The sequence below is a fragment of the Shewanella algicola genome (genome assembly GCF_014648035.1).
Lineage (GTDB): Bacteria > Pseudomonadota > Gammaproteobacteria > Enterobacterales > Shewanellaceae > Shewanella > Shewanella algicola.
In genome coordinates this window covers 12,731-37,943 of record NZ_BMQI01000020.1, presented here as the reverse complement: position 1 = coordinate 37,943, position 25,213 = coordinate 12,731, and the positions used below count along the sequence as shown (strand labels likewise).

General features: G+C 42.4%; 23 protein-coding genes. 12 read left to right on the top strand and 11 right to left on the bottom strand.

Annotated features, from left to right (window positions below):
- The first annotated feature begins 91 nt into the window (after positions 1-91).
- From putP to IEY42_RS10355, 7 genes are all read left to right on the top strand, one after another.
- Positions 92-1,549: a sodium/proline symporter PutP gene (putP, locus tag IEY42_RS10385; RefSeq protein WP_188925163.1), complete on the top strand. Its 1,458-nt coding sequence runs from the start codon at positions 92-94 to the stop codon at positions 1,547-1,549.
- Between the two features lie 407 nt (positions 1,550-1,956).
- A complete protein-coding gene (locus IEY42_RS10380; RefSeq protein ID WP_188925162.1) occupies positions 1,957-3,240 on the top strand; it encodes an outer membrane protein transport protein in 1,284 nt (427 codons plus the stop codon).
- A 199-nt stretch (positions 3,241-3,439) separates the two neighbouring features.
- On the top strand, positions 3,440-4,492 hold the full coding sequence (locus IEY42_RS10375; RefSeq protein WP_188925161.1) for an efflux RND transporter periplasmic adaptor subunit: 1,053 nt from the start codon (positions 3,440-3,442) through the stop codon (positions 4,490-4,492).
- A gap of 3 nt (positions 4,493-4,495) precedes the next feature.
- The gene (locus tag IEY42_RS10370) at positions 4,496-7,735 is read left to right on the top strand and encodes an efflux RND transporter permease subunit (protein WP_188925160.1); all 3,240 of its coding nucleotides are present in this window, start codon (positions 4,496-4,498) and stop codon (positions 7,733-7,735) included.
- A 45-nt stretch (positions 7,736-7,780) separates the two neighbouring features.
- Positions 7,781-7,993, top strand: a complete 213-nt coding sequence (locus tag IEY42_RS10365; protein WP_188925159.1) for a YgaP family membrane protein — start codon at positions 7,781-7,783, stop codon at positions 7,991-7,993.
- A 36-nt stretch (positions 7,994-8,029) separates the two neighbouring features.
- Positions 8,030-8,407, top strand: a complete 378-nt coding sequence (locus IEY42_RS10360) for a rhodanese-like domain-containing protein (RefSeq protein ID WP_229780010.1) — start codon at positions 8,030-8,032, stop codon at positions 8,405-8,407.
- Positions 8,408-8,826: 419 nt separating this feature from the next.
- Positions 8,827-11,277, top strand: a complete 2,451-nt coding sequence (locus IEY42_RS10355) for a S8 family serine peptidase (RefSeq protein WP_188925158.1) — start codon at positions 8,827-8,829, stop codon at positions 11,275-11,277.
- Positions 11,278-11,356: 79 nt separating this feature from the next.
- Here the strand turns inward: IEY42_RS10355 and IEY42_RS10350 are convergent, their stop codons facing one another.
- The 5 genes from IEY42_RS10350 to IEY42_RS10330 form a co-directional block, all read right to left on the bottom strand.
- Positions 11,357-11,959, bottom strand: coding sequence for a CBS domain-containing protein (locus IEY42_RS10350; protein ID WP_188925157.1), 603 nt, complete (start codon positions 11,957-11,959; stop codon positions 11,357-11,359).
- Between the two features lie 251 nt (positions 11,960-12,210).
- Positions 12,211-12,753, bottom strand: coding sequence for a YaeQ family protein (locus IEY42_RS10345; protein WP_188925156.1), 543 nt, complete (start codon positions 12,751-12,753; stop codon positions 12,211-12,213).
- A 391-nt stretch (positions 12,754-13,144) separates the two neighbouring features.
- Positions 13,145-14,056 carry a precorrin-2 dehydrogenase/sirohydrochlorin ferrochelatase family protein gene (locus IEY42_RS10340; RefSeq protein ID WP_188925155.1) on the bottom strand — a complete coding sequence of 304 codons (912 nt, stop codon included), beginning with the start codon at positions 14,054-14,056 and terminating at the stop codon, positions 13,145-13,147.
- 7 nt (positions 14,057-14,063) lie between these two features.
- Positions 14,064-14,423: a rhodanese-like domain-containing protein gene (locus IEY42_RS10335; protein ID WP_188925154.1), complete on the bottom strand. Its 360-nt coding sequence runs from the start codon at positions 14,421-14,423 to the stop codon at positions 14,064-14,066.
- A gap of 153 nt (positions 14,424-14,576) precedes the next feature.
- A complete protein-coding gene (locus IEY42_RS10330; protein ID WP_188921266.1) occupies positions 14,577-14,897 on the bottom strand; it encodes a putative signal transducing protein in 321 nt (106 codons plus the stop codon).
- 149 nt (positions 14,898-15,046) lie between these two features.
- On the opposite strand from IEY42_RS10330, the gene IEY42_RS10325 reads away from it, so the two are divergent.
- The 3 genes from IEY42_RS10325 (at position 15,047) to IEY42_RS10315 (ending at position 17,962) form a co-directional block, all read left to right on the top strand.
- A complete protein-coding gene (locus IEY42_RS10325; RefSeq protein ID WP_188925153.1) occupies positions 15,047-15,448 on the top strand; it encodes a DUF3224 domain-containing protein in 402 nt (133 codons plus the stop codon).
- 319 nt (positions 15,449-15,767) lie between these two features.
- Positions 15,768-17,714 carry a putative bifunctional diguanylate cyclase/phosphodiesterase gene (locus IEY42_RS10320; protein ID WP_188925152.1) on the top strand — a complete coding sequence of 649 codons (1,947 nt, stop codon included), beginning with the start codon at positions 15,768-15,770 and terminating at the stop codon, positions 17,712-17,714.
- 20 nt (positions 17,715-17,734) lie between these two features.
- A complete protein-coding gene (locus IEY42_RS10315; RefSeq protein ID WP_188925151.1) occupies positions 17,735-17,962 on the top strand; it encodes a hypothetical protein in 228 nt (75 codons plus the stop codon).
- 78 nt (positions 17,963-18,040) lie between these two features.
- Here IEY42_RS10315 and secF read toward each other — a convergent pair whose 3' ends face one another.
- The 6 genes from secF to IEY42_RS10285 form a co-directional block, all read right to left on the bottom strand.
- Positions 18,041-18,988: a protein translocase subunit SecF gene (gene secF / locus IEY42_RS10310; protein WP_188925150.1), complete on the bottom strand. Its 948-nt coding sequence runs from the start codon at positions 18,986-18,988 to the stop codon at positions 18,041-18,043.
- 14 nt (positions 18,989-19,002) lie between these two features.
- Positions 19,003-20,853 (bottom strand): protein translocase subunit SecD, encoded by a 1,851-nt coding sequence (secD, locus tag IEY42_RS10305; RefSeq protein ID WP_188925149.1) that lies wholly within the window; start codon positions 20,851-20,853, stop codon positions 19,003-19,005.
- A 17-nt stretch (positions 20,854-20,870) separates the two neighbouring features.
- The gene (gene yajC, locus IEY42_RS10300) at positions 20,871-21,203 is read right to left on the bottom strand and encodes a preprotein translocase subunit YajC (protein ID WP_160055628.1); all 333 of its coding nucleotides are present in this window, start codon (positions 21,201-21,203) and stop codon (positions 20,871-20,873) included.
- Positions 21,204-21,228: 25 nt separating this feature from the next.
- Positions 21,229-22,353, bottom strand: coding sequence for a tRNA guanosine(34) transglycosylase Tgt (tgt, locus tag IEY42_RS10295; RefSeq protein WP_188925148.1), 1,125 nt, complete (start codon positions 22,351-22,353; stop codon positions 21,229-21,231).
- Positions 22,354-22,506: 153 nt separating this feature from the next.
- Complete coding sequence (gene queA, locus IEY42_RS10290; RefSeq protein ID WP_188925147.1) at positions 22,507-23,547, bottom strand: tRNA preQ1(34) S-adenosylmethionine ribosyltransferase-isomerase QueA; 1,041 nt, start codon at positions 23,545-23,547, stop codon at positions 22,507-22,509.
- A 68-nt stretch (positions 23,548-23,615) separates the two neighbouring features.
- Positions 23,616-23,804 (bottom strand): hypothetical protein, encoded by a 189-nt coding sequence (locus IEY42_RS10285; protein WP_188925146.1) that lies wholly within the window; start codon positions 23,802-23,804, stop codon positions 23,616-23,618.
- 195 nt (positions 23,805-23,999) lie between these two features.
- Between IEY42_RS10285 and IEY42_RS10280 the strand changes: the two genes are divergently transcribed.
- Positions 24,000-24,608 (top strand): acyl carrier protein phosphodiesterase, encoded by a 609-nt coding sequence (locus tag IEY42_RS10280; RefSeq protein WP_188925145.1) that lies wholly within the window; start codon positions 24,000-24,002, stop codon positions 24,606-24,608.
- Between the two features lie 88 nt (positions 24,609-24,696).
- Positions 24,697-25,191, top strand: coding sequence for a protein disulfide oxidoreductase (locus IEY42_RS10275; protein WP_229780009.1), 495 nt, complete (start codon positions 24,697-24,699; stop codon positions 25,189-25,191).
- Positions 25,192-25,213: the final 22 nt, after the last annotated feature.

Genomic DNA, 25,213 nt, shown 5'->3' with positions numbered 1-25,213 from the left:
CGGATTTTTTTTGATCATGAAAAAATCAAAGTGTGAGCCAGCGCAAAGTTCTGCTAGGATTGTGACATAAAAATAATTCACAGGACACAACATGGAAATTCAAACACCGATCATCATCACCTTTGTTGGCTATCTCGTTTTAATGATGGGGATAGGTTACTGGGCTTACCGCAAAACAGATACCGTCGATGATTATATTCTTGGTGGCAGAAAAATGGGCCCTGCCGTTACCGCACTCAGCGTGGGGGCATCTGATATGTCGGGATGGCTATTATTAGGTCTGCCAGGTGCGGTTTACCTCAGTGGGTTAGGTGAAGCTTGGATTGGTTTTGGTCTCATTTTTGGCGCGTGGCTTAACTGGTTATTTGTCGCTAAACGTTTACGTATTTATACCCAAATGGCAGATAACGCTCTAACTCTACCTGACTTCTTTGAAAACCGTTTTAACGACAGCCATGGGTTATTAAGACTCGTGTCAGCCGTCACGATTTTAATCTTTTTCACATTTTATGCATCTTCAGGCATGGTCGGTGGCGCCATATTATTTGAAAAAGTCTTTGGCCTTGATTACACCCTAGCCTTAGTTATTGGTTCATTTATTATTGTATCCTATACCTTTGTGGGTGGCTTTTTTGCCGTGAGTTGGACTGACTTTTTTCAAGGTTGTTTAATGCTAGTTGCCTTGTTAATTGTCCCCGTGGCCATTTTCAGCCAACCCGACACGCAAACAGGTTTTAAGCAAATAGACCCTGCAATGCTGTCATTTATTAATGAAAACACCACAACCTTAGGTTTAATATCTCTGCTCGCTTGGGGCTTAGGTTATTTTGGTCAGCCGCATATTCTGTCGCGTTTTATGGCCATTGGTAACCCTAAAGATCTTGTCTTGTCACGCCGTATAGCCATGAGCTGGATGGTGTTAGCGTTAATTGGTGCATTAGCAACTGGCATCGCCGGCAGCTTATATTTTGCCGCCAATCCGCTCGAAAACTCAGAAACCGTATTTATCAACTTAGCTCACGTGGCATTCAACCCATGGATTGGTGGAATATTGATTGCGGCAATTCTCTCCGCCATTATGAGTACTATTGACTCACAATTATTGGTCTGTTCTAGTGTCATCACTGAAGATTTTTACCTTAAATGGTTGCGTCCAAAAGCCACTGATAAAGAATTAATGCTTGTTGGACGTTTTGGTGTTATCGCTATCGCTTTAGTCGCGGGCATCGTGGCACTCAACCCAGATAGTAGCGTACTTGGCTTAGTAAGCTATGCATGGGCAGGCTTTGGAGCTGCATTTGGACCGGTGGTATTAATGTCATTGTTTTGGCGTGGATTTAGCCGAAATGGTGCAGTGTTAACCATCATTGTCGGTGCCATTACGGTCGTGGTGTGGAAGCAATTAAGTGGCGGTATTTTTGATTTATACGAAATCGTACCCGGCTTTATTCTTGCCACGGTTGTGGGTGTGGTTGTGAGTAAGCTATCACCACCAGCGCCTAAAACAGTGGCTGATTTTGATGATTTTAGTCAATCATTAAAGTCATAAAACCTTAAGCCTTGTTAAGCTGATAACATAACTTTCAGCTTACAACTGTCACATAACCTTAAATTATTTAAGGTTATGTGCGGCTTTATCATTATATTCTCTGCGCTTGGCCTAATATCACATTAGATGATTTTTTCGTGCTCTATGGTTTAAAAACAACATATTAATAAACATTAACTCATTGAGTTCATTAAGCTATTACTAACAACAAATCACATATACCACAATGCTTTCAAACACCTACATCATTCACGCAAAGCTAAATTAACGTAATATTAACAACAACTAACATCTGGTCGGAGTTGTTACATGGTGGTCACTTACCTAAGATGCCCCAGACTATAAGCCATGAGTGGTCATACGAGTTAACACTTGTACGTCATGGAAATAATAAATGGGAAAATATAATGAACAAGTTCAACAAGACTTTATTAGCATCTGCGGTATTACTCGCCAGTGCACAAGCATCAGCAGCGGGTTTTCAATTAAATAGTCAATCAGCTACTGGTATTGGCCGTGCAATGGCTGGCGAAGCTGTGATTGCAGACAATGCATCGGTATTATCACGTAACCCAGCAGCAATGGCTTTATTTGATGAAACATCATTATCTTTAGGTGTGGTTTATGCCGACATCGATGTGTCAGTTTCTGAAGTCACAGGCTCATATGGTGGCCAGAATGTTGATTATGGCAGTGAGCACGATGCCGCAGAATCAAAAGTGATCCCCAACTTTTATTATATTAACCCAATCGATGATAAATGGGCCTTTGGTGTTGCCGCATTCAGCAATTATGGCACAGGCACAGATTTAACGGCATTAGCCGACAGGACCCCAACCGTGGGTGGCAACGACGTTCCATTACCAACGCCGGTAGACTTATTGGGTAACACCGAAGTCATTACCGTGAACTTAAACACCAGTGTGTCGTATCGTATTAACGAGCAATGGAGCTTAGGTCTAGGTATTGATGCTGTTTATGGCAGCGGCACCTTAACCCGTACCACCGAAAACCCACAAATAGGCAGTATTGTTGATGTTGAAGCCGATGGTTGGGCACTAGGTGGTATTGCGGGTGTTGTATATGAAATGGATCAAGATAATCGTTTTGGCTTAAGCTACCGTTTAAGTCCAACATTAACCGCTAAAGGTGATGTAAATTATGCTTATTCTGAATACAACGAAATTGATATCCCTATTGCTGATATTGCTCAGTTTGCCGGTTTCCACCAGCTAACCGATACCTTTGCCCTGCACTACACTGCGCAGTGGACCAACTGGAGTAAGTTTGACCGAATCGAAGTCATTGACGGTGATAATGGTGTGGCAAAAGCTGACTTAAAAGAATACCACTGGAAAGACTCTTGGTTCTTAAGTTTAGGGGCGACTTATAACTTATCAGAAGATTGGACTTTGCGAGCAGGTATTGCCAGTGATGAAGGCGTTGTAGATGAGCACTCTTCGTTATCCATTCCAGATTCAGACCGTACTTGGTATACCGCGGGTGCAACTTACGATTTAACCAACAAATCTAGCGTAGATTTTGGTATTGCATTTGTCCGCGGTGAAGATGTAACCGTATTAGAAGACAGCGCAATCTTACCTATGGTCACCGGGTTAGACAGTGAGATTTCAGCGCAAACTCGCTCTAATGCCGTTTATTACTCACTACAGTATAACTACAGCTTTTAAACTTTAACTTCATAGCGTTAAAAGCCGTACACAATACGTCTGCTTATAACGTTATCCTGTTTTAACAAAACCGCCTTGCTCTGGGCGGTTTTTTTATACCTAAAAGTTATAATTTATAAAATTTTTTCTACAGCGCTATTGCGTAAAAAACCAAAGTCCATTAGAATTTTCTTATAGACTTTATATAGGTGCTGTTATTATGTCTCGCTTATTCGCTTCTCTATCATTATTTTGTGCATTTTGTACTGTAACCTCAGTACCGCTATTTGCTGCCGAACCTCAATTTGACACTGTCACACTGGCATATACAACCTATGCTCAACCGCGGGTATTTGACGCAAAAGTAGAGGCTACAAAAGCCGCGACCGTGTCAGCACAAACCTCTGGGCGTATTATCAATATCAATCACGACGTGAATGACCTAGTGCCTCACGGTAGTGCGCTATTGGAAATCACCAATAAAGAACAAGGCGCTGAACTTGCAGGGGCGGAGGCTGAACTCGCCAGAGCAGAAGCGGTTAATAATGAAGCTCAGGCGCAATTTATTCGTTATAAAGAATTGTTTCCCAAAGGGGCTATTTCAAAAGGGGCAATGGATGAAGCAACAGCCGAAGCCAAAACATCGACGCAAGCGGTTAGCGCTGCTAAAGCGCAACTCATAAAAGCTAAAGAAAACCTCAACTATACCATTGTAAGCGCCCCCTTTAGTGGCCGCATGACCCAACGCTTTGTTGAGCAAGGTGAAACCATTTCTTATGGCCAGGCGTTGTTTTCTGGCTACGATAATGAACATCTTCGAGCAGTATTTCAAATACCCCAGCAAGATTTAGTCACCTTACAACAGCTAGATAAAGTCAACATTTTGCTAGCTAATGGCCAGATGATTTCAGCGACAGACATTAATCCGTTTAATTTTGCCGACCCACAAACCCACAGTCATACTGTTCGGGTTAATTTTACTTATCACAACAATACTGATTTACAGGTTGGCCAATGGGTAAAAGTCATTGCTGAACAAACCAGTAAGCCGAGTTTATTTGTCCCATTATCTGCGCTTCATCAAGTAGGCGACCTCAATTCTGTATACCGAAAAAGTGCTGACAAAATAGTGCTTAATCAAGTTCGCCTTGGTTTTATCGACAAACAAAAACAACAAATAGAAGTATTATCAGGCTTAATGCCAGGTGATGAAGTTATTCTAGACGCCGCGCAGTATTTAATACGTAGCCGTGCCGCTAAAGCGAAGGAGTAACTTATGTCTCCTGCAGAACGCTCAACTCGTTTAGGGATTTCGGGCCGTATAGCCAGTGCCTTTCAAAATAGTGCGATCACACCGTTATTAGCCATATTAGGCATACTACTCGGTATATTTGCGGTGATCATTACCCCAAAAGAAGAAGAGCCACAAATTGATGTGACTTTTGCCGACGTGTTTATTCCTTACCCTGGCGCAACACCAACAGAAGTCGAAAACCAAGTCACTTTACCTGCAGAACAAATTATTTCTGAAATTAAAGGCATCGACACCCTGTATTCTTTTTCTCAACCCGACGGCGCCTTGATTATTGCTATCTTTGACGTAGGCGTACCACGTGATGAAGCGGTGGTTAATCTCTATAACCAGCTGTATTCAAATAGCGATAAATTTAACTACGCCGCCGGAATAGGCGAACCACTTATCAAACCTCGTGGTATTGATGATGTACCGATTGTCGGACTGACTTTGTGGTCAAGCGACCCGAGTATAACTGCAGAACAGTTAACCTCTGTGTCATCAGTACTCGAAACTGAATTAAAGCGTATTCCTGGTACTCGAGAGATTTATAGCCAAGGTGGGCATGAGTTAGTGCTCAACGTGCGTTTAGATCCAATCAAAATGAACAGTTATTCGGTAACATTTACGGATATCAGTGATGCACTGCAAGACAACAATCAAACCTCGGCCTTAGGGTCAATGACTCAATACAACCAAGAAATCAAACTACAAACTGGGCAATTTTTACGTAATCTTGATGATGTCAAAAACCTATTAATCAAAGTTAACTCAGACACCACCACAGGCGCTGCTGGTGTGGTGTATTTATCTGACATTGCCGATATTCAATTACAAAGCGATATTCCTAAACAAAGCGTTTGGCATGTTAATCAACAAGGTAGTTACCCTGCAGTGACCATTGCGATAGGCAAACAAGCGGGCGAAAATGCAGTTGATATCGCCGATGCCGTGTTAGCTAAAGTTGCAGCGGCCAACAATGTGCTGATCCCAGACAATGTGAACGTCGCGATTTCACGCAACTATGGCCAAACTGCCGGCGACAAATCCAATACCCTTATTTTCAAATTGATCTTTGCGACCTCTGCCGTGGTGCTGTTAGTGCTGTTTACAATGGGAGTACGTGAATCGGCGGTAGTGGGTATCGCCATTATCATTACACTGGCAATTACTTTATTTGCCTCATGGGCGTGGGGCTTTACCTTAAACCGAATTTCATTGTTTGCGCTGATCTTTTCGATAGGTATTTTGGTCGACGATGCCATTGTGGTGGTTGAAAATATCCACCGACATATGGCGTTAAGCAATAAACCCATGATTGAGCTTATCCCTGGTGCAGTTGATGAAGTGGGCGGCCCCACCATTTTAGCAACCTTTACGGTTATTGCAGCGTTGTTGCCAATGGCATTTGTATCCGGACTAATGGGGCCTTACATGAGCCCTATTCCCATTAATGCCAGCATGGGGATGCTAATTTCGCTGTTAATTGCCTTTATTATGACGCCATGGTTAAGCGGCCATTTACTCAAAGAGCATAAACATCACAGTAATAGCGAACCTCATACCGAACCAGAAACAGCGCTAACTCGCTTTTTTACAACATTAATGAGCCCATTTTTAATCGGTGAACATGCATCAAAAGCACGTAAAGGCTTAGCGCTTGGCATTATGTTGCTCATTGCATTTGCCGTAGCCTTACCGGTCTTTCAAGCGGTAGTGCTAAAAATGCTGCCATTTGATAATAAATCTGAGTTTCAGGTGATGGTAGACATGCCTGAAGGCACACCTGTTGAGCAAACACAGCGTGTACTGCAAGATTTAAGTCAATACCTTACAACCGTTGAAGAAATTGAGCATATTCAGCTCTATGCGGGCACCCATGCTCCAATGAACTTTAATGGCCTGGTAAGACATTACTTTTTAAGAAGCAGCCAAGAATTAGGTGACATTCAAGTTAACTTAGTCGATAAAAAACACCGTGATCGCGACAGCCACTCGATAGCATCATCGGTGCGTGAACCTTTGCAACGTATTGCCTTACAATACCAAGCCAACGTTAAAATTGTTGAGGTACCACCTGGGCCACCTGTGTGGTCACCGATTGTTGCCGAAGTCTATGCTCCAACAACAGCGCTGCGCGAACAAGCCGCAAACGATTTACAACAGCGTTTTAACAATACTGATTACGTTGTTGATGTAGATATCTTTTTACCTGCGCAACAACAGCAATGGCAAGTCAATATTGACCGCAATAAAGCCCGCTTACTTGGTGTGTCTTATCGCAGCATCATTAATGCCATCAATAGTGCCGTAAATGGCAACGATGCCAGTTATTTGCACCTTGAAGAACGTAAATACCCAACACCAATCCGTTTACAAGTTGCAGAGGCGGCAAAGGTCGATTTACAACAGGTATTGCAATTACGTTTACCAAACCAAACCGGGGCACAAATTGCCCTGGCTGACTTAGTACAAGTGAAGCAACAAACCATCAATGCGCCAATAGTGCATAAAAACATGGTACCTATGATCATGGTTGTTGCGGATATGGCGGGCCCAACCGGGAGTCCATTATATGGCATGTTCGACATGGTCAGCCAAATTAACCATGAAACCGAGCAAGGTGAATTAGCCTACCCTATCGTTCAACGTTTTGTCGATCAGCCAGACGGGTTAACCGATGTGGCCATTTTATGGGATGGCGAATGGAAGATCACCTACGAAACCTTTAGAGACATGGGCATCGCTTATGCCGTTGGCATGATAGCCATTTACCTTCTTGTTGTTGGTCAATTTAAATCCTACATCGTGCCCTTAATCATTATGGCGCCTATTCCATTAACAATCATTGGTGTTATGCCAGGGCATGCGTTGTTAGGAGCACAATTTACCGCGCCCTCGATGATTGGGATGATTGCACTTGCCGGGATTATTGTTCGAAACTCGATATTACTGGTCGATTTTATAAACCATCAAACTGCTGCTGGCGTGCCGTTTGAACAAGCCGTCATTCACTCAGGGGCTGTTCGCGCTAAACCCATCATGTTAACGGCTTTAGCAGCCATGATAGGTGCAATGTTTATTATTGATGACCCCATTTTTAATGGCTTAGCCATCAGCTTAATTTTCGGGATTTTTATCTCAACAATTTTAACGTTAATCGTTATTCCAGTGCTGTACTACACGGTCATGAAGACCAAGATGACAGCTAAAACACATTAATCAATGATTGATATTTTACTGGGCACAAGCCCAAAGGAGCTCGATATGTCATTAGAAAGAAGCGTTATGGCCTTTGCTGGCTTTATGATTTTGTTGTCTTTAGTGCTTACGGCAACCGTGAGTCAACATTTTATCTGGCTAACCGTATTTGTTGGCGCGAATCTATTCCAAAGTGCATTTACAGGTTTCTGCCCTGCAGCTATAGTGATGAAAAAACTAGGCCTTAAAACAGCAGCAGAAATAGCCTTAGGCAAATAAGAGTAAGCCAGGGCCCCAATTAAAAAGGAACTCAAGGTGTTAAATAAATCCATTAACATAATAAAGCCCATATTAACGTGCTTAATATTATTGTCATCGTTGTGCGCTATGCCATCAATGGCAACAGAACAGCAACCTGATATTGCGTGGCAAAAAATTAATGCTAACGCGACGCTAATTGATGTACGTACCCCTGAAGAGTTCGCTGCGGGTCATATTAAAGGTGCAATTAATATTCCGTTTGATACTATCGTTCCACAATTAGCCAAGCTCAATCTCAACAAAGATACTGAAGTGGTGCTGTATTGTCGAAGCGGTCGTCGTAGCAGCCTTGCTCAAGCTTCACTAATTGAACAAGGTTACAACAATACATACGATGCAGGTGGTTTGAACACACTTATGTCAGCGCGTTAAATTTTGCGACAAACACCAACTTATTTAAAATGGATGCTCAGAGCGCTTTTTCTTGAGCATCCATTTAATCAAAATCCTTATTTATATCCGTCAAAACCCAAAGCTAGAGCGATTATTTTTTAACCGCATAAACCCTGCTTAACCTCTCTACAATCATAAAGCGCTTTCATCAAAAAACACTTTAAACCCCCCTACTTTTGAACAATAAACGCCCAACCAAACAAGAATACTAATTCATTAATTAATAATATAAATTCAAAACCAGCAGGTCGTATCATTTGTTCAAAAACAACAAATGTTAACAATTTATTTACATGTGGTTATTTTTTGATTACATTTTATTTTGCTAAACAAATCGCGTTTAGCGCTAAAACATAATTAGAAAGACAAAAATTAACCCTGATAACATGGAAGATAAAATGAAAAACAATCAGAAAACGACTGCCATGCTTAGCATGACAGCCCTCGCGTTAGCGATTTCAACCCACGTGAATGCCGCACCGGCTTCTGTTGCACTTTCATCAAATAATCAACAAGTTGAGCAACAGTCTCCACTACCAAAACGTTATATCGTTAAGTTTAGAAACGATAATGCCGCTCAGGTCATCAATGATCTGGCGACAAGCCAAAGTGTTAACCAGGTAAACGATGCAAGTAGCATGGATTACCAACCACGCACTAATGAAGTGTATAGCCACTTTAGAGCACTTAATAGTGTTCAAGCACGCGAAATGAAGCGCATTGGCCGCAGCAATAGTTATTCAACTAAGCTAGATAACCGCTCAATTAGAGCACTGCGCCTTCGTCAAGATGTGGAATACGTTGAAGAAGACTTACCCCGTCGACTCATGGCTGAAACGACGCCTTGGGGTCAAACCTATGTTGGTGCAACCGTGCTTAGCGACAGTCAAACAGGTAATCGCAGCATTTGTATCATTGATTCAGGCTACGATCGCAGTCACAACGACTTAAGCGGTAACAATGTCACCGGAACCAACAACTCTGGCACAGGTAATTGGTATCAGCCGGGCAATAATAATGCCCATGGTACTCACGTAGCAGGCACCATTGCAGCAATTGCTAACAATGAAGGCGTTGTGGGTGTAATGCCAAACCAAAATGCCAATATTCATGTTGTTAAAGTGTTTAACGAAGCCGGTTGGGGTTACTCTTCATCACTGGTTGCGGCTATCGATACCTGTGTCAACTCTGGCAACGCGAATGTCGTCACCATGAGCTTAGGCGGCAGTGGCTCAACGACCACCGAGCGTAATGCCTTAAATAGCCATTATAACAACGGCGTATTATTAATTGCTGCGGCCGGTAATGCAGGCGACAACAGTTATAGTTACCCGGCATCATACGACAGCGTGATGTCTGTGGCGGCTGTAGACAGCAACCGTGACCATGCCGCATTTTCGCAATATACCGATCAAGTTGAAATTTCAGGCCCTGGTGAAGCCATTTTATCGACAGTGACCGTGGGCGAAGGCCGCACTGCAGATATTACCATTACAGGGCAATCGTATTTTAACAGCGGCGTTGTACCCCATAACCGCTTAACACCGTCTGGCAGCAGTTATACCGCCGACCCTATCAATGCATCGGCTACAGCAGCGTTAGCTGAATGTACGGTTAATGGTACAAGCTTTAATTGTGGCAACATGAGCAATAAAATCTGTTTAGTAGAACGTGTCGGAAACCAAGGTTCAAGCTACCCTGAAATTAACGCCGTTAAAGCCTGTAATACTGCTGGTGCAAGCGGGGTCATTGTGTACAGTAATAGCGCCTTACCTGGGTTACAAAACCCATTTTTAGTCGATGCCAATAGTGAAATCACAATTCCATCAATGTCGGTAGACCGTGCAACCGGTTTAGCCCTCCAGGCTAGAATAGGCCAATCTGCCACTGTGAGTAACTTGGGCAACCAAGATTATGAATACTATAACGGCACGTCAATGGCGACACCGCACGTGTCGGGTGTAGCAACATTGGTGTGGAGTTATCACCCAGAATGTAGTGCCGCAGAAGTACGTGCTGCGCTTAATGCAACAGCCGATGATTTAAATGTGGCTGGACGTGATAATCAAACAGGCTTTGGTATGGTGAACGCAACTGCGGCTAAAGCCTACTTAGATGAGTCTTGTTCAGGCCCAACCGATCCAGGAAGCGGCAGCGGTGATAGCGCCCTTGAAAATGGAGTTGCTAAGACTGGTCTCGTCGGTGCTAAAAATGATGAACTTTACTATTCATTAGACGTACCAGCAGGCGCCACAAACTTAAGCTTTACCATGAGTGGCGGCACGGGTGATGCTGACTTATATGTTCAATATGGCGCATCTCCGACGACCAGCAGCTACGATTGCCGTCCATGGAAAAGTGGTAACGCTGAATCTTGCCCAATCGCTACTGCACAATCTGGTACATATTACGTGATGGTACAAGGTTACAGTGCATTTAGTGGCGTAAGTTTAGTGGCCAACTATACCGCTTCGGGCTCAGGAAGTGGCACAGGCACTGGCGGCGTAGCAACCTACACCAACACTAATAACTACTCGATTCCAGATAACAATACCACAGGGATCACCAGTCCAATCACGGTCTCTCGTACAGGTGATTCAGGCACAGTGTCGGTGTCACTCGGGGTCATTCACACCTATATCGGTGATTTGAAAGTCCAATTGAGCAGCCCAAGTGGTCAAACAGTGGTGCTGCATAACAATACCGGAGGCTCAACCGACAATATTAGCCAAACTTACAGCGCAAACATGACGGGTATAGAGTCTAGTGGCGTGTGGACACTCAAAGCGGTTGATAATGCGAACCGAGATACTGGTTATATTGATACCTGGAGCTTAAGCTTCCAGTAATCGTCCGTTAACAATGATTGATGAATGAAAAATAGCCACATAATGTGGCTATTTTTATATTTAGCATTCAGTGAGAATATTAAAAATGTGGCTGAACAGTATTTAATACCGCAGGTTGTTGAATTTTACTGATCACCTCAAAAATTGATGCAAATGAGTTTGGTGTGCTCACATCGACCGCTAGCTTCAATCTACGAGCAATATCGTTGGCAGATAATACCCCACGAATCGCATGATTTTTTCTGTCGAGCACTAAGCAATGCTGTTGGCCTGCTGACTGTAACGTTTCAATCACATCACCAATTCTGGCATAAGTTAAATCTTCATAATCAATGGCTTTTAACTGATCTTTTGCAATCATAAAGTCTGTGACTTTAAGCTGTTCACGTTGATGGCCTTCGGCAACGCGTTTTAGAATCTCTTGATTATGTAACGACTCAAAGCTGATTAACCCTATAAACTCATGCTTATTATTAATCACTAATTTGAGACGCACGTGAGATTTTTGCATCAAACTTTCCACTTCTACTGCGGACGAGTTTGATTCAATAACCAACGGGGTGACTTTTTTAAAATCGGTAAAAATATTGACGGCGGAAGAGAGCAAAGAGATATCTTCATGAGCTTCTGGAGAGGTTAATTCATCGATTTTTTCTACTGGATAAAGGGCAAGTTTTTTCACAACAACATCCTTAATACACAAGCATTGAAAAAAAATAAGATAATTATCAATGTGTTATTTTAATTATCTTGTTTAAAACATGCTTTGATTATCTGCCTGTGATTTTATGAGTACAATACCCTTAAGATTAAAGTTTATTCACAATTGCTAAATTAAGGTTAAATTAACTTTTACATGGTAGCCAATGTGCTAGCGGGTATACCTTTTATATTCAGCAAACTCTCAAATTGATATTAGCTACTTGATATTAGCTACACTGACTTTAAGTTTTCTGGCTCTATTAACACACTATTCTCATTGTCAGATAACCATACCTGTCCTTCACTGATACTGACTTGAAGCGCCATATTACGAGTCACAAATACCGCAAGCTGCTTTACGGCGTCTTCAGGAAAGTTAACCACCGACAAGTTATCATACCGACTTAATGCTTGTTGATTTTGCTGCCACCAAATTGGCACACTACGCCCACCATAAGTATATAAAATAACTTGCTTAGCGCGACCACTGGCTTTGCGTAACCATTTTTCATCCGCCTGGCCAAACTCAACCCACACGTTAATTTCATCACTTAAACTTTTGTCCCACAGCTCAGCTTCATCATCAACACACAAACCTTTACTAAAAGCCAAGGTATCCGATGCATTCAATGCAAAAGCCAATAAACGTACCATCATACGGGTATCTGTTTCAGAAGGGTGTTGCGCCAGAGTCAACGCATGATCGGCGTAATAGTGGCGGTCCATGTCGGCAATTTGGAGTGCAACTTTAAATACAGTAGCTTTAGCGGCCATTGGGGATCTCGATAGACATAAAAAACCGAGTCTACTACAAAGTACACTCGGCGTGTTAGTTGCTAGAGCGGATATGATACCACTTCCATTAATTATGTGACCAATCAGAGTCACTCAGACTGTCCAGTTTTAGGCGCATTGTTGAAATAATGGTTATTCCCTTATAAGACAATGCAACAAAGAAATGGACAGTCTGAGCGCCTCCTGCAAGGCGGGTTTCTGTGCCTTCTATACTGCTTAATAGAATTTTTGACGTACGACTGCATGGATGCAGAATGTAGAGCAACGCAGGAGCAGTTGCCGAGAACAACTATGCCTACAATCCTATTACTTGCCTAGAAGACACAGAACTCCCGCTGAATGACCAGATAATTAGTGGAATTGGTATGAGCTATAACGCGCCCGGACGTAAATGCTTTGCCATTGGAAAATAGGCAATGAGTTGAGATATTTTATCTGGCGCAGCCACTATTAACACGCGATCGCCTTGTTCATATTGATTGGCGATATCACTGAGTTTAGGGATCTGAGTTCGATTAGCATCTCGGCGTAAAAGCTCGTTAATCTCACTATTAAGTGGCTCATCACTGAAAATGACATCAAGCTTTTGCAGTAATGGCATCGCTGCTATCGGTAATAAATTTGCGGGTGTATGCTCAGTCAGTAACAGTATTTCACCTTGGCGTGTCATATCTTTAAAAGCATCTGCATAGCGCTGCTCGGTAAGGTTATCGAACCTATCTTGGTTGCTGTTAAAAAAACGTTCCCAAAATAGTCGACGATCTTTAACGCCGGCTAAGCTTTGCTGAACTTCTTCACGTTTACTGGCCACAAAGTCAAACAATGGTGCTAACGATGCCGGTAACATGGTTTCTAATCGAGAGCGAATTGTTCTGGCAAACACTGGCGCTGCACCAGCAGTGCTAATCGCCACAACTAAACGGCCTCGGTCCACAATTGATGGGGTGATAAATCGGCAATACCCTGGATTATCAACAACATTAACCCAAATACCACGCTCATTGGCGATATCAGCAAAGTCCATATTCAGCTGCTCATTCGCGGTGGCTAAATAGACAATGTCAATATCGGCAATATCATCTTGGGTGACCGGACGACGAGATAAGCGAATGCGCCCTTGTTGGTGATAAGTATCAATATCGGCGGCAATGTCTGGGGCAATGACATGGATAACAGCGTCAGTACGTGCTAATAAGTCGAGCTTACGTGAAGCAACCTCACCAGCGCCTACGAGTAAAACTCGTAATCCCTGGGTATCAACAAACAGCGGAAAATATTGCATTGAGTTCTCAGTCTTGCACGATAGGAAATTGATGTTGGATCCAAGCGCGATAACCGCCGATCATAGATGCAACCTGGGTGTACCCCATAACTTGTAAATTATACGCGGCTAATGCTGCACGCTGGCCTGCGCCACAATAAAGTAAAATAGGTACAGTTTTGTCTGGGAAACGTTGCTCAATATCACGTTCAATAATGCCTCTGCTCAAATGCTTGGCTTTGGGTAAATGGCCTTGGAGCCACTCATTGTCTTCACGTACATCGATAAGTTGCCATTGGTCTTGTTGTTGATATTCTTCGATGGTCAATAACCTAATATGGGGGATGACAGATTCAACTAGACTGGCAAAGGCTGGAGATGCTTGCATAACGAGTCCTTAAATAAGATAACGCCACGGTGTTGTGGCAACTAAATATGCCATAACCGATAAAAAGGTTTATCAAATAGTTTAAGAAAATAATAAACTTATACAAGTGTTTAAAGGCATTATTCTCGAGATATTATTCAGTTTTACGACACATTACGCGTTATGCATTTCACTTTTTTGTGCGCTGCAATGCCAGCATAATTCAAAGCTGCCTTCATTCATTTCATGGCATTGCATGCATTGCCATTGAGGTTGTTCTATATCGAGAGAGTCGAGTAAGGCTTGAGCGGCAGCGAGCTGACTGTCCATAACCCACAGCTCAACGGTCTGCATTTCTATTGGCAGGCCACCCACGCCACCAATCAGCGCTTCGCCTTTAAGATCAACATCTATTCCGCTGGTTTCCAGCAGCCCTTTCCATGTGTGAGCCTGTAACAAATTACCACCGGCTAGTAATACTTTTCGTTGTTGCATGGGTTATCCTACTGCATTGCTCTTGCTGGCAAATTTGTTTCATCCTACTGCCTCAACCAAAATCTGTCGAGCACTGTTTATAAATTGGACATTATTCATAAATAATGATTACCTTAGTTAACTATTATTGATAAATAACAGGATCCTAAATGAGTAAAATTGTCTTAAAGGGTGTATTTCAAATTACAGCGTGGAATGAGTCAGCCTATGCTGAACATCATGATGGCAGCAAACAAACTATTGCAGAGATTAGCCAAAGCTACTCGGGGGATGTTTCTGGTGTAGCAGACATTAGATATGTTATGTCGCACCAACAAGACACTAAAGCTGCATTTACGGGTATTGAACACTTAACGATAACCACTCCTGAAATCGCGGGCACCATTGTGTTATTGCATAATGGCACATTTTCTCAAGGTGTCGCACAAAGTCAATTTACGGTTGTACAAGGTTCAGGAACAGACAATTTGCTAGACTATATTGGCCACGGAGAATTTACTTCATCAGAAAATGGCCAGGCAGATTATTTGATTACATTACACTTAGCATAAACACACTGGCCAGATATTAAGGTGTATCACCACTGTTTACCCAGTTTACTCAGTGTTGATACACATTGCTAGAATCTGCCCGACTAACCAGCAAAAGAGCAAGGTGATGCCGCAGGACGGCTATCCAAAACTCACTCTAAAATCAATCAAGTATGGTTATTTAAGAAACAATAATTTCTGTTAAACAAATGTATAGCGAATTGTTTAACAACAACATTTACACTACACTGTACAATAAAACAGAGGCCTATTATTGCTAGGTTCATGCGATACAGTTCTCCTCCTCCGTCTAATCTACTGACAATGAAGAGCTTACATAATGCGAATATCCAAAGTCATCTTAGTTGCTTGCGGTTTATTAGTCGGATTATACCTTTTAGTGATATTAACACTGAGTCAGAGCCTACATGCGTTTAATCGCGACAACAGCAACGTTAATTTACAACAACTCGATCAACGAGATGTGGTGCAATTAGACAACCACTGGGCTAATTGGTTATTACATTACGATATCGTTGAAGATGAGCAAAACACCTATGCCGTGTTATCAAAAGCTGGATTTCAATTAAATGCGGTTAGCTTAAATCACATCCTTAGCAACGTGATGTTATTTAGTAATTTGCCATTATTGTTATTAGGCGGCTTTGCCATAGGCATGCCTTTTTATATTACCCGTAGACAAAAGAAAAACCTCGATGCTTCACTTGAGGTGGTCAACAACGAAACCAATAAGCTATTAGCAGCCTTTAATACCACACCGCCTAATATTGAGCAGCAAAATACCATTTCGAAACTGAGCTTGGCTCTGATAGAGCTCAATAAACAAATAAATGACCAACAACATAAAAACTTTATTAGCCAACATCAAGACAAACTCACTGGGTTGATTGACCGCCATGCCTATTTACATCATTTACAATCGCAGTTAGAGCAAGCACAAGCATTAAAGAAAAGACAAGCTCTGTTATTTATTGACCTTGATGGTTTTAAACAAGTGAATGATTCATTTGGCCACAGTTTTGGCGATGAAGTATTGATTCAAGTAGCCCAGCGCCTTACAACGGTAGTCCGCAACCGTAAACTCAGTCACTTGGCCGCTTCGTTAGGGTTAGAGTTAAACTTGTCGCGACTTGGGGGTGATGAATTTTCCATTTTTATTGAAAATCTCAATGATGATAATTTAGCCATCGAAGTCGCACAAAATGTATTGCAAGAAATTGAAGGCGATTTTGTTCTCGGCAACAAATTAATTAAAATTGGTGCCAGTATCGGTATTGCGGTTTATCCCGACAGCGCCGCAAACCCTAACACACTATTACAAATGGCTGATGTGGCGATGTACCGTGCAAAAACCGACGGACGCGGTATTTATCGTGTTTATTCGCCTGAAATGGGCAATAAAATGCGCCGCTATCATTACTTACTCGAAGAAATGCGCTTGGCAATGACAAGCAATAGTTTTAGTTTGTCGTTTCAACCCATCGTTAATGTGAACGATTTTAGTATCGATTATTTTGAGTGCCTCGTTCGCTGGCATCATCCGATTGAAGGTTCTATCCCTCCTGCCGAATTTATTCCTATTGCTGAAGATTCAAACTTAATTTTAGAGTTAGGTAATTGGATTTTATTAGAAGCTTGTCGTCAAATGGCGGCTTGGTACAACGCGGGTATGAACAAAGTGCGGATCTCAGTCAATATATCAGGAGTACAGTTATCGCATATACCACTGTATGACTGGGTGATGGACACTATCATCAAAGTGGGATTACCTCCTAAAGCATTGTTACTCGAAATCACCGAAACGTGTTTCATTGAAGCCTCAGAAAAAGTGATTGCTGACTTAGAAAAACTGCGCGAATCAGGCGTGCTGATTGCCATTGACGATTTTGGGACAGGTTTTAGTTCTTTATCAACCTTAGCCAATTTGCCTGTTGATGTCATTAAAATTGATAAACTGTTTATCGACCAAGCTAATATTAATCCCAAGTATGAAAAGATTTTAAACTCTATCAGTGGCTTAGGTAAAACCCTCGACCTTAAAATCGTTGCTGAAGGTGTTGAAACCGCACCGCAATTTGAATTAGTTAAAAAACTGGGTATTGATTGCATTCAAGGTTATTTAATTAGCCGCCCAGAAACATCAAAGGATGTTGGCAGTAAGATGATAAGCCAAAATATTAACTATATCGCGATGACGGGCACTGGGGTATATGCCCCTCAAGCAGACAAAGCCCCTGCTCCTGTCGTACAAATAAAAGCGGGTTAATAAAAAAACAGGTTCTTTAAATGATGAGCAAGCAACAAGCAGCATCAAGTATTAGTATCAGTCGTATTGATACCGATATTGGTACGTTTAGAGTTAACGCTAAAGCGAAGACGACCAAGATATTGTCAATAACATCAATTGACATACTCAGCACAGATGGCTGGGAAGCATTAATTATTGATGTCGATGTGCCATGGTACTCAACCGTGCTTAAAGCGTGTGAGCGACACATCCAACAGCAACAATAATTTCAATAAACGCCTATGACCCAAATAATAAACCCCAGCAATGCTGGGGTTTATTATTAAGGCTATCTACAATGGGTTTTAAGGCATCATAGAAGGTTGATCAGCGCCTTCTTTTTCAATCTCTACAGGTAGCATATGCTCACGGTTAATACCCAATTTAATGGCTAAATAACTCGCCACATAAATAGATGAGTACGTACCCACAAAAATACCCAGTAGCAATGCTGTTGCAAAGCCATGGATCATGGTGCCACCTTTCAGGAACAACGCAATCACGGTAATCAAGGTCGTACCGGTAGTAATCACCGTACGGCTCATGGTTTGAGTAATTGAGGTATTCACAATTTCTTCAGGCGTACCTTTACGCATTTTAAGGAAGTTTTCACGAATACGGTCATACACAACGATGGTATCGTTAAGTGAGTAACCGACAACCGTTAACAAACCCGCTAAAACAGTTAAGTCAAACTCCAACTGTAATACCGAGAACACCCCTAAAGTCACAATCACATCGTGAGCAAGTGCCGCTACAGAACCTGCAGCCAAGCGCCATTCGAAACGAAATGAAACGTAGATAAGAATACAAATTAAGGCAACAATAACCGCTAGGCCGCCCTGCTCTGCTAATTCTTTACCCACTTGTGGGCCAACAAACTCAACACGTTTTTGTACTACGCCAGCATCAATTGATTGAGCCGCGGTTAATACCGCCTCTACTTGAGCGTCACTTTTCAGCTCGCTTCTTACAGGTAAACGCACTAAAACATCGCGGCTAGAACCAAAGTTCTGTACAACAGCACCTTCAGCTTCGTCCGATGTCATAGTTGCACGAAGTACGTTTAAGTCGACAGGAGCTGAAAACTCCATTTCAACTACTGTACCACCGGTAAAGTCTAGACCCCAGTTAATGCCTTGCACGCCAAGCGACACAAAAGAGGCAATCACCAAGACCATCGACATAATACTGATAGGCATTGCATGACGAAGGAAGTTGACGGTCTTCTTTACTGAAAATATCTGAAACATATCCAACTTCTCCCTTAGATAGACAATGACTTAACGCGCTTACCACCCCAAATCGCATTCACGATAGAGCGTGTGCCAACAATGGCTGTAAACATCGAAGTCGCGATACCTATCATTAAGGTAACAGCAAAACCTTTCACCGCACCGGTACCCACAGCAAACAGGATTAACGCAGTCATAAAGGTAGTGATGTTAGCATCGGCAATGGTTGAGAACGCATTACCATAACCTTCATGAATCGCTTGTTGTACGCTACGACCACCTAAAATTTCTTCACGAATACGTTCAAAAATAAGTACGTTCCCGTCAACAGCCATACCAACAGTTAACACCATGCCAGCAATACCAGGTAGTGTTAACACCGCGCCAGGGATCATCGACATTACGCCTACAACCATGATTAAGTTTGCTAACAATGCTAGGTTGGCAATAAAGCCAAATGCACGGTAGTAAATCATCATGAAAACAAGCACAACAACCATGCCCCATACCATTGCTTGAACACCGTTTTCAATGTTCTCTTTACCTAGGCTAGGACCAATAGTGCGTTCTTCTACAATCGTTACCGGCGCAATAAGCGCACCAGCACGGAGTAATAACGCTAGGCTTTGTGCTTCGCTATGTTCAAGACCGGTAATCACAAAATTACGGCCTAAACGGGCTTGAATAGTCGCAACCGAAATAACCTCTTCAATCTTGGTCATTTTAACGGTGCCATCAGGATTACGTTGGCCGCTGTCTTTATATTCGATAAACAATGTTGCCATTGGTTTACCAATATTGTCTTTGGTTACGTTCGAGAAAATCGTGCCGCCTTTCGCGTCAAGATTAATCGCTACTTGTGGTCGGCTGTATTCATCAAAAGTAGGCTGCGCGCCAGTGATATGGTCACCGGTTAACATCACTTCTTTTTTCAATACCGCAATACCACCTTCACGGCGTTGATAAACTTCAGCACCAGCGGGTACACGGCCACTGGCCGCGGCGCTGACGTCTGCTTTGTCGTCAACCATACGAAACTCAATCGATGCTGTTGCACCTAGAATCTCTTTTGCTCGTGCAGTGTCTTGCACACCTGGCAGTTCAACAATAATGCGCTCAGCGCCTTGTCGTTGTACTACAGGCTCAGCAACACCTAACTCGTTAACACGGTTACGAATGGTCGTGATGTTCTGCTGTAAAGCTTCTTCCTTAATTTGCTTAAGGTATACATCACTCATTGTCGCTAGCAATACAAACTCTTTATCAGTGCTTGCATCGGTATAGACCATGTCATTACTGCGCGTTTTTAAGTAGTTTTCAGCTTGGCTAACTGTGTCAGCATCACGAAACTTAATCGCTATACCTTTAGGGGTTTTGCGAACACCAGCGTAACGAATTTTTTCTTCACGCAGTTGGCTACGAAAGTCAGCCACTTTGGCTTCTTCCATTTTGCGGATCGCTTCGCCCATGTCCACTTCCATCAAGAAGTGAACACCACCACGTAAATCTAGACCTAACTTCATTGGCGACCCACCAACAGCTTCAAGCCATTCAGGGGTTGCTGGTGCAAGGTTAAGTGCTACCGTAAATTTTTGCCCAAGTTGTTCTGCAATGGCTTCTTTAGCCAATAATTGTTGTTCGGCATCTTGTACCCGAACTAACAATTGTCCGTTTTCAAGCTCAGCACGCTTAATCGCAATACCTTTGCCTTCTAACATTTGCACTACATTGGCTTGAGTTGACGCATTTACTTCAGCACCACGAGTCGCCACAATCTGCACTGCATGGTCTTCACCAAACAGGTTCGGTATGGCATAAAAACCACCAATGGCGATGATAAGCACCACCATGATGTTTTTCCACATTGGGTATTTATTTAACACACCATAGCCCTCTTGGCTTATAACGACTGGATAGAACCTTTAGGTAATACCGCGGCGATGTAGTCCTTTTTAATAGTAATTTGGTTGTTATCGTTGATAGCAAGTAACACGTAATCACTTTCTTCACTGATTTTGGTCACTTTACCTAAAATACCACCACTGGTTAATACTTCATCACCTTTTGAAATCGATGCCATCAAGTTTTTGTGTTCTTTAACACGCTTTGATTGAGGACGGAAAATCATGAAGTAAAAAATTAACCCGAACATGACAAGCATAAAAATTAACTGCATGGTTTCGCCACCGGCAGCGCCACCCATTGGGCTTGCATAAGCATTTGAAATTAACATAGTTCTCTCTTCTTATTTGCTAAAATTAATCGACTAACTCAGGTACTTCACGACCAAGACTGGTATAGAACTCCTTCACAAAGGCGTCTAATGTACCTGTCTGAATTGCGCCGCGCAAACCTTCCATTAACATTTGGTAGTAACGTAAGTTGTGAATGGTGTTTAAACGCGCACCTAGAATCTCATTACAACGATCTAAATGGTATAAATAAGCGCGTGAATAGTTTTTACAGGTATAACAATCACACTTAGCGTCTAATGGTGAAGTGTCATCACGATGACGCGCATTACGGATTTTAATTACCCCTTCGCTGGTAAATAAATGGCCGTTACGAGCGTTACGGGTTGGCATAACACAGTCGAACATATCAACGCCACGACGCACACCTTCAACTAAATCTTCTGGTTTACCCACACCCATTAAATAACGCGGTTTATCAGCAGGAATTTGCGGACAAACGTGCTCTAAAATGCGGTGCATATCTTCTTTAGGCTCGCCAACAGCTAAACCACCAACGGCATAACCATCAAAGCCAATGTCTACTAACCCTTTAACACTTTCATCGCGCAAGTCTTCGTAAACACCGCCCTGGATAATGCCAAACAGTGAGTTTGGATTTTCTAAACGATCAAACTCATCACGCGAACGTTTTGCCCAACGTAATGACATCTGCATTGATTTACGTGCTTCGTCATGTGTTGCTGGGTATGGTGTACATTCGTCAAAAATCATCACAACATCAGAACCCAGTGAATCCTGGATCTGCATTGACTTTTCTGGATCTAAAAAGATTTTCTCACCATTGATGGGTGAACGAAAATGCACGCCTTCTTCGGTGATTTTACGAATGTCGCCTAAGCTAAACACCTGAAATCCACCTGAATCAGTCAAAATAGGACGTTGCCAGTTCATAAAGTCATGTAAGTCACCATGCTTACGCATGATTTCTTCACCTGGGCGTAACCATAAATGGAAAGTATTACCCAATAAAATGTCTGCACCAGTAGCACGCACTTCTTCAGGCGTCATCCCTTTAACGGTACCGTAAGTTCCCACGGGCATAAATGCTGGTGTTTCTACCGTACCACGGTCAAATATCAAACGTCCGCGACGTGCACGACCATCTGTTGTATCTAATTCAAATTTCATAAATCACCTTGCCAGATAAACAGTCTGACTTGTTTAGTTTATATAGTAATGAGGGCGAATTTTAATGCTTCAAGGTTAAGAACACATTAAAACATCAAAACGCCCACTGTTAGCGGGCGTTTGTTGTCGGGTATTGTAAATCAATTTCAGCTATTAGGGGGCTTTTTTCGTCACAAACATGGCATCGCCGTAGCTAAAAAAGCGGTATTTTTGTGCAATCGCGTGTTGATATGCCGCCATGACCTCATCATAGCCAGCAAACGCACTTAATAGCATGATTAACGTTGATTCCGGTAAATGAAAATTAGTGACCATCGCATCAACAATCTTAAACTGGTAACCAGGGTAGATGAAAATATCGGTATCGCCGCTAAAACCACTTAACGGTGCATCGCCACAGGCGCGAGCTGCACTTTCTAGTGAGCGAACTGACGTTGTACCTACAGCAACAACACGGTTTCCATTGGCTTTAGTTTGCGCAATAAGGTCAACGACATCTTGAGGAACATCAGCCCATTCAGAGTGCATTTTATGCTCAAGTACATTATCAACACGTACTGGCTGAAATGTCCCCGCTCCTACATGTAAAGTCACAAAAGCAACATTGACGCCTTTATCTTTTAAGGCCGTTAACATTTCATCGTCAAAGTGCAATCCTGCCGTTGGGGCAGCGACAGCACCTGGTGTCTGGTTATAAACAGTTTGATAACGTTCTTTATCAGTGTCCTCGTCCGGACGGTCAATGTATGGTGGCAGTGGCATATGGCCGACTTGCTCAAGCACTTCTAAAATCGTGTTATCACTCAACAGTTCAAGCTCGAATAAGGCATCATGACGCGCTAGCATCTTCATTTGAAATCCGGCGTCTAAATTGATTAACGCATCCACTTTAGGTGACTTTGAACTGCGAACGTGGGCTAAAATACGCTTATCATCAAGCATACGCTCAACCAAAATCTCAAGCTTACCGCCGGTGGCTTTTTGGCCAAATAAACGCGCAGGGATCACTCGAGTGTTATTAAACACCATCAAGTCACCTGGGTTAATGAGTTCGAGTAAGTCAGTAAACTGCTTATCGGCTAATTGTCCATCTACACCATTAAGGGTCAGTAGACGCGACGCATTACGTTGTGCAGTCGGATAGCGAGCAATAAGCTCATCTGGAAGGTCGAACGAAAAGTCTGCAACGCGCATAGTAAAATCTCAACAATAAAAACGGCCGCTAGTCTATGGCGAGCGCAGGTTAAGATCAAGTTTACTGATTACTTTGTCGGCTTTTCTATGGGAGTTTGATTATAACTGTCGGTGTGATTGACGTCGTTCACCGTATTTTGCGCTGACGCGTCGTCAGATTTAAACGAATGGACTTCATAGCGCATGTCTATTTGCACTTTGTTTCTTTTGGTTGCGGTTGGCCTACCCAATATCTTTTTTAGCCAATTTTTCATCATCCTTGATCCCTAAGTTAAGCATTTATTATTCAGAATTTCATACAGATAAGCATATACAATCGACACTACACACATTACTCCATGACATTTGTGTATAAAGCGTTATGATTGAACCTAACAGCTTGTCAACTTGTAACGCTTTGTTACAAACGGCTAGTATCATACTGTAAAATAATAAAATTAGAAGCACAAAATATGAACTTTTTAGCACACTTACATTTAGCAGATATTAGTGATACTCATTTAGTGGCTAATTTGTGTGGTGATTTTGCCAAAGGCAAAATAGAAGATCACCCTCAACATCTTCAGCAAGGCATTTGGTTGCATCGACAAATCGATCAGATTACTGATAGTCATGAAATTATTATTGATTTGCTTAAACAATTCCCCAAATCATCTCGCCGAGTCGCGCCTGTACTCATTGATTTAGTATTTGACCATTATTTAGCGTTTTATTGGGAAGAGTATCATCATCAAGATCTCAATGTTTTTTGCCAAAAAGCCTATCAAGAACTTAACACTACCGAAGAATTACCTGCCACCTTGCAGGCTATCGCCCCAAAAATCATTCAACAAGATTGGTTAAGCAGTTACCAAACGCGACAAGGTTTAGAACAAGCTATTCAAGGGGTCAGTCGCCGATTATCTAAACCAGAACTATTTGACCATGCGATCCGCGATGTCGATAAGCTTTATGTTGAAATCGAAATTGCCTTTAGAACATTTTACCCACAGCTAATGGCTTACAGTAAAATATACAGCCGCAAAACACCCAACCAATACTTGCCACATGAACAAAAGTAAGTAAGCGCTTAGTATGCCAATCAGGGTCATTGGGGTTATAAAAACCGCTACAACAAAATTGACGTCTGTTCGCTTTTGGTTAATAACTTTGCGTGATGTATTACTATTCACGGCAGTACTGTTTGCCGTTGCCAGCTATCTACAGCGAGACATGCACACGGGATTGGCGTTTCCTATCAATAGCCAGTTAGTCGATGGGAGCGAAGTGTCTTTATTTAATGTTCGGCAACAAACAGACACAAACAAAGCCACCTTGGTGTATTTTTGGGGTACTTGGTGCCCGGTATGCAAAGTCACCTCGCCTATGGTCAATAGCGTAGCTAACACTCAAGATTATCGCGTTATTTCTGTGGCCGTAGCCTCTGGTTCAAATACCGACATAAACGCATTTATGCAGCATAATGATTACCAATTTGCTGTTATCAATCAATCCACAGATGACAACAATTTAAGCCAACAATGGGGGGCAACCGCATTACCTTCGATATACATCATTGATAGCCACAATCAAATCCGCTTTGTGACATCAGGAGTCACCAGCCGTTGGGGCATGTCATTGCGCCTGTGGCTAGCCAGCCTTTAAGTTAAGCAGAGGTAATCATCGC

Coding starts and splice junctions, on each gene's coding strand:
- IEY42_RS10340 (WP_188925155.1), bottom strand. CDS start 14,056: ATGCAATATTTTCCGCTGTTTGTTGATACCCAGGGATTACGAGTTTTA.
- IEY42_RS10280 (WP_188925145.1), top strand. CDS start 24,000: ATGAACTTTTTAGCACACTTACATTTAGCAGATATTAGTGATACTCAT.
- IEY42_RS10355 (WP_188925158.1), top strand. CDS start 8,827: ATGAAAAACAATCAGAAAACGACTGCCATGCTTAGCATGACAGCCCTC.
- IEY42_RS10315 (WP_188925151.1), top strand. CDS start 17,735: ATGATGAGCAAGCAACAAGCAGCATCAAGTATTAGTATCAGTCGTATT.
- tgt (WP_188925148.1), bottom strand. CDS start 22,353: ATGAAATTTGAATTAGATACAACAGATGGTCGTGCACGTCGCGGACGT.
- secF (WP_188925150.1), bottom strand. CDS start 18,988: ATGTTTCAGATATTTTCAGTAAAGAAGACCGTCAACTTCCTTCGTCAT.
- yajC (WP_160055628.1), bottom strand. CDS start 21,203: ATGTTAATTTCAAATGCTTATGCAAGCCCAATGGGTGGCGCTGCCGGT.
- IEY42_RS10345 (WP_188925156.1), bottom strand. CDS start 12,753: ATGGCCGCTAAAGCTACTGTATTTAAAGTTGCACTCCAAATTGCCGAC.
- IEY42_RS10370 (WP_188925160.1), top strand. CDS start 4,496: ATGTCTCCTGCAGAACGCTCAACTCGTTTAGGGATTTCGGGCCGTATA.
- queA (WP_188925147.1), bottom strand. CDS start 23,547: ATGCGCGTTGCAGACTTTTCGTTCGACCTTCCAGATGAGCTTATTGCT.
- IEY42_RS10325 (WP_188925153.1), top strand. CDS start 15,047: ATGAGTAAAATTGTCTTAAAGGGTGTATTTCAAATTACAGCGTGGAAT.
- putP (WP_188925163.1), top strand. CDS start 92: ATGGAAATTCAAACACCGATCATCATCACCTTTGTTGGCTATCTCGTT.
- IEY42_RS10365 (WP_188925159.1), top strand. CDS start 7,781: ATGTCATTAGAAAGAAGCGTTATGGCCTTTGCTGGCTTTATGATTTTG.
- IEY42_RS10380 (WP_188925162.1), top strand. CDS start 1,957: ATGAACAAGTTCAACAAGACTTTATTAGCATCTGCGGTATTACTCGCC.
- IEY42_RS10375 (WP_188925161.1), top strand. CDS start 3,440: ATGTCTCGCTTATTCGCTTCTCTATCATTATTTTGTGCATTTTGTACT.
- IEY42_RS10285 (WP_188925146.1), bottom strand. CDS start 23,804: ATGATGAAAAATTGGCTAAAAAAGATATTGGGTAGGCCAACCGCAACC.
- IEY42_RS10320 (WP_188925152.1), top strand. CDS start 15,768: ATGCGAATATCCAAAGTCATCTTAGTTGCTTGCGGTTTATTAGTCGGA.
- IEY42_RS10335 (WP_188925154.1), bottom strand. CDS start 14,423: ATGCAAGCATCTCCAGCCTTTGCCAGTCTAGTTGAATCTGTCATCCCC.
- IEY42_RS10330 (WP_188921266.1), bottom strand. CDS start 14,897: ATGCAACAACGAAAAGTATTACTAGCCGGTGGTAATTTGTTACAGGCT.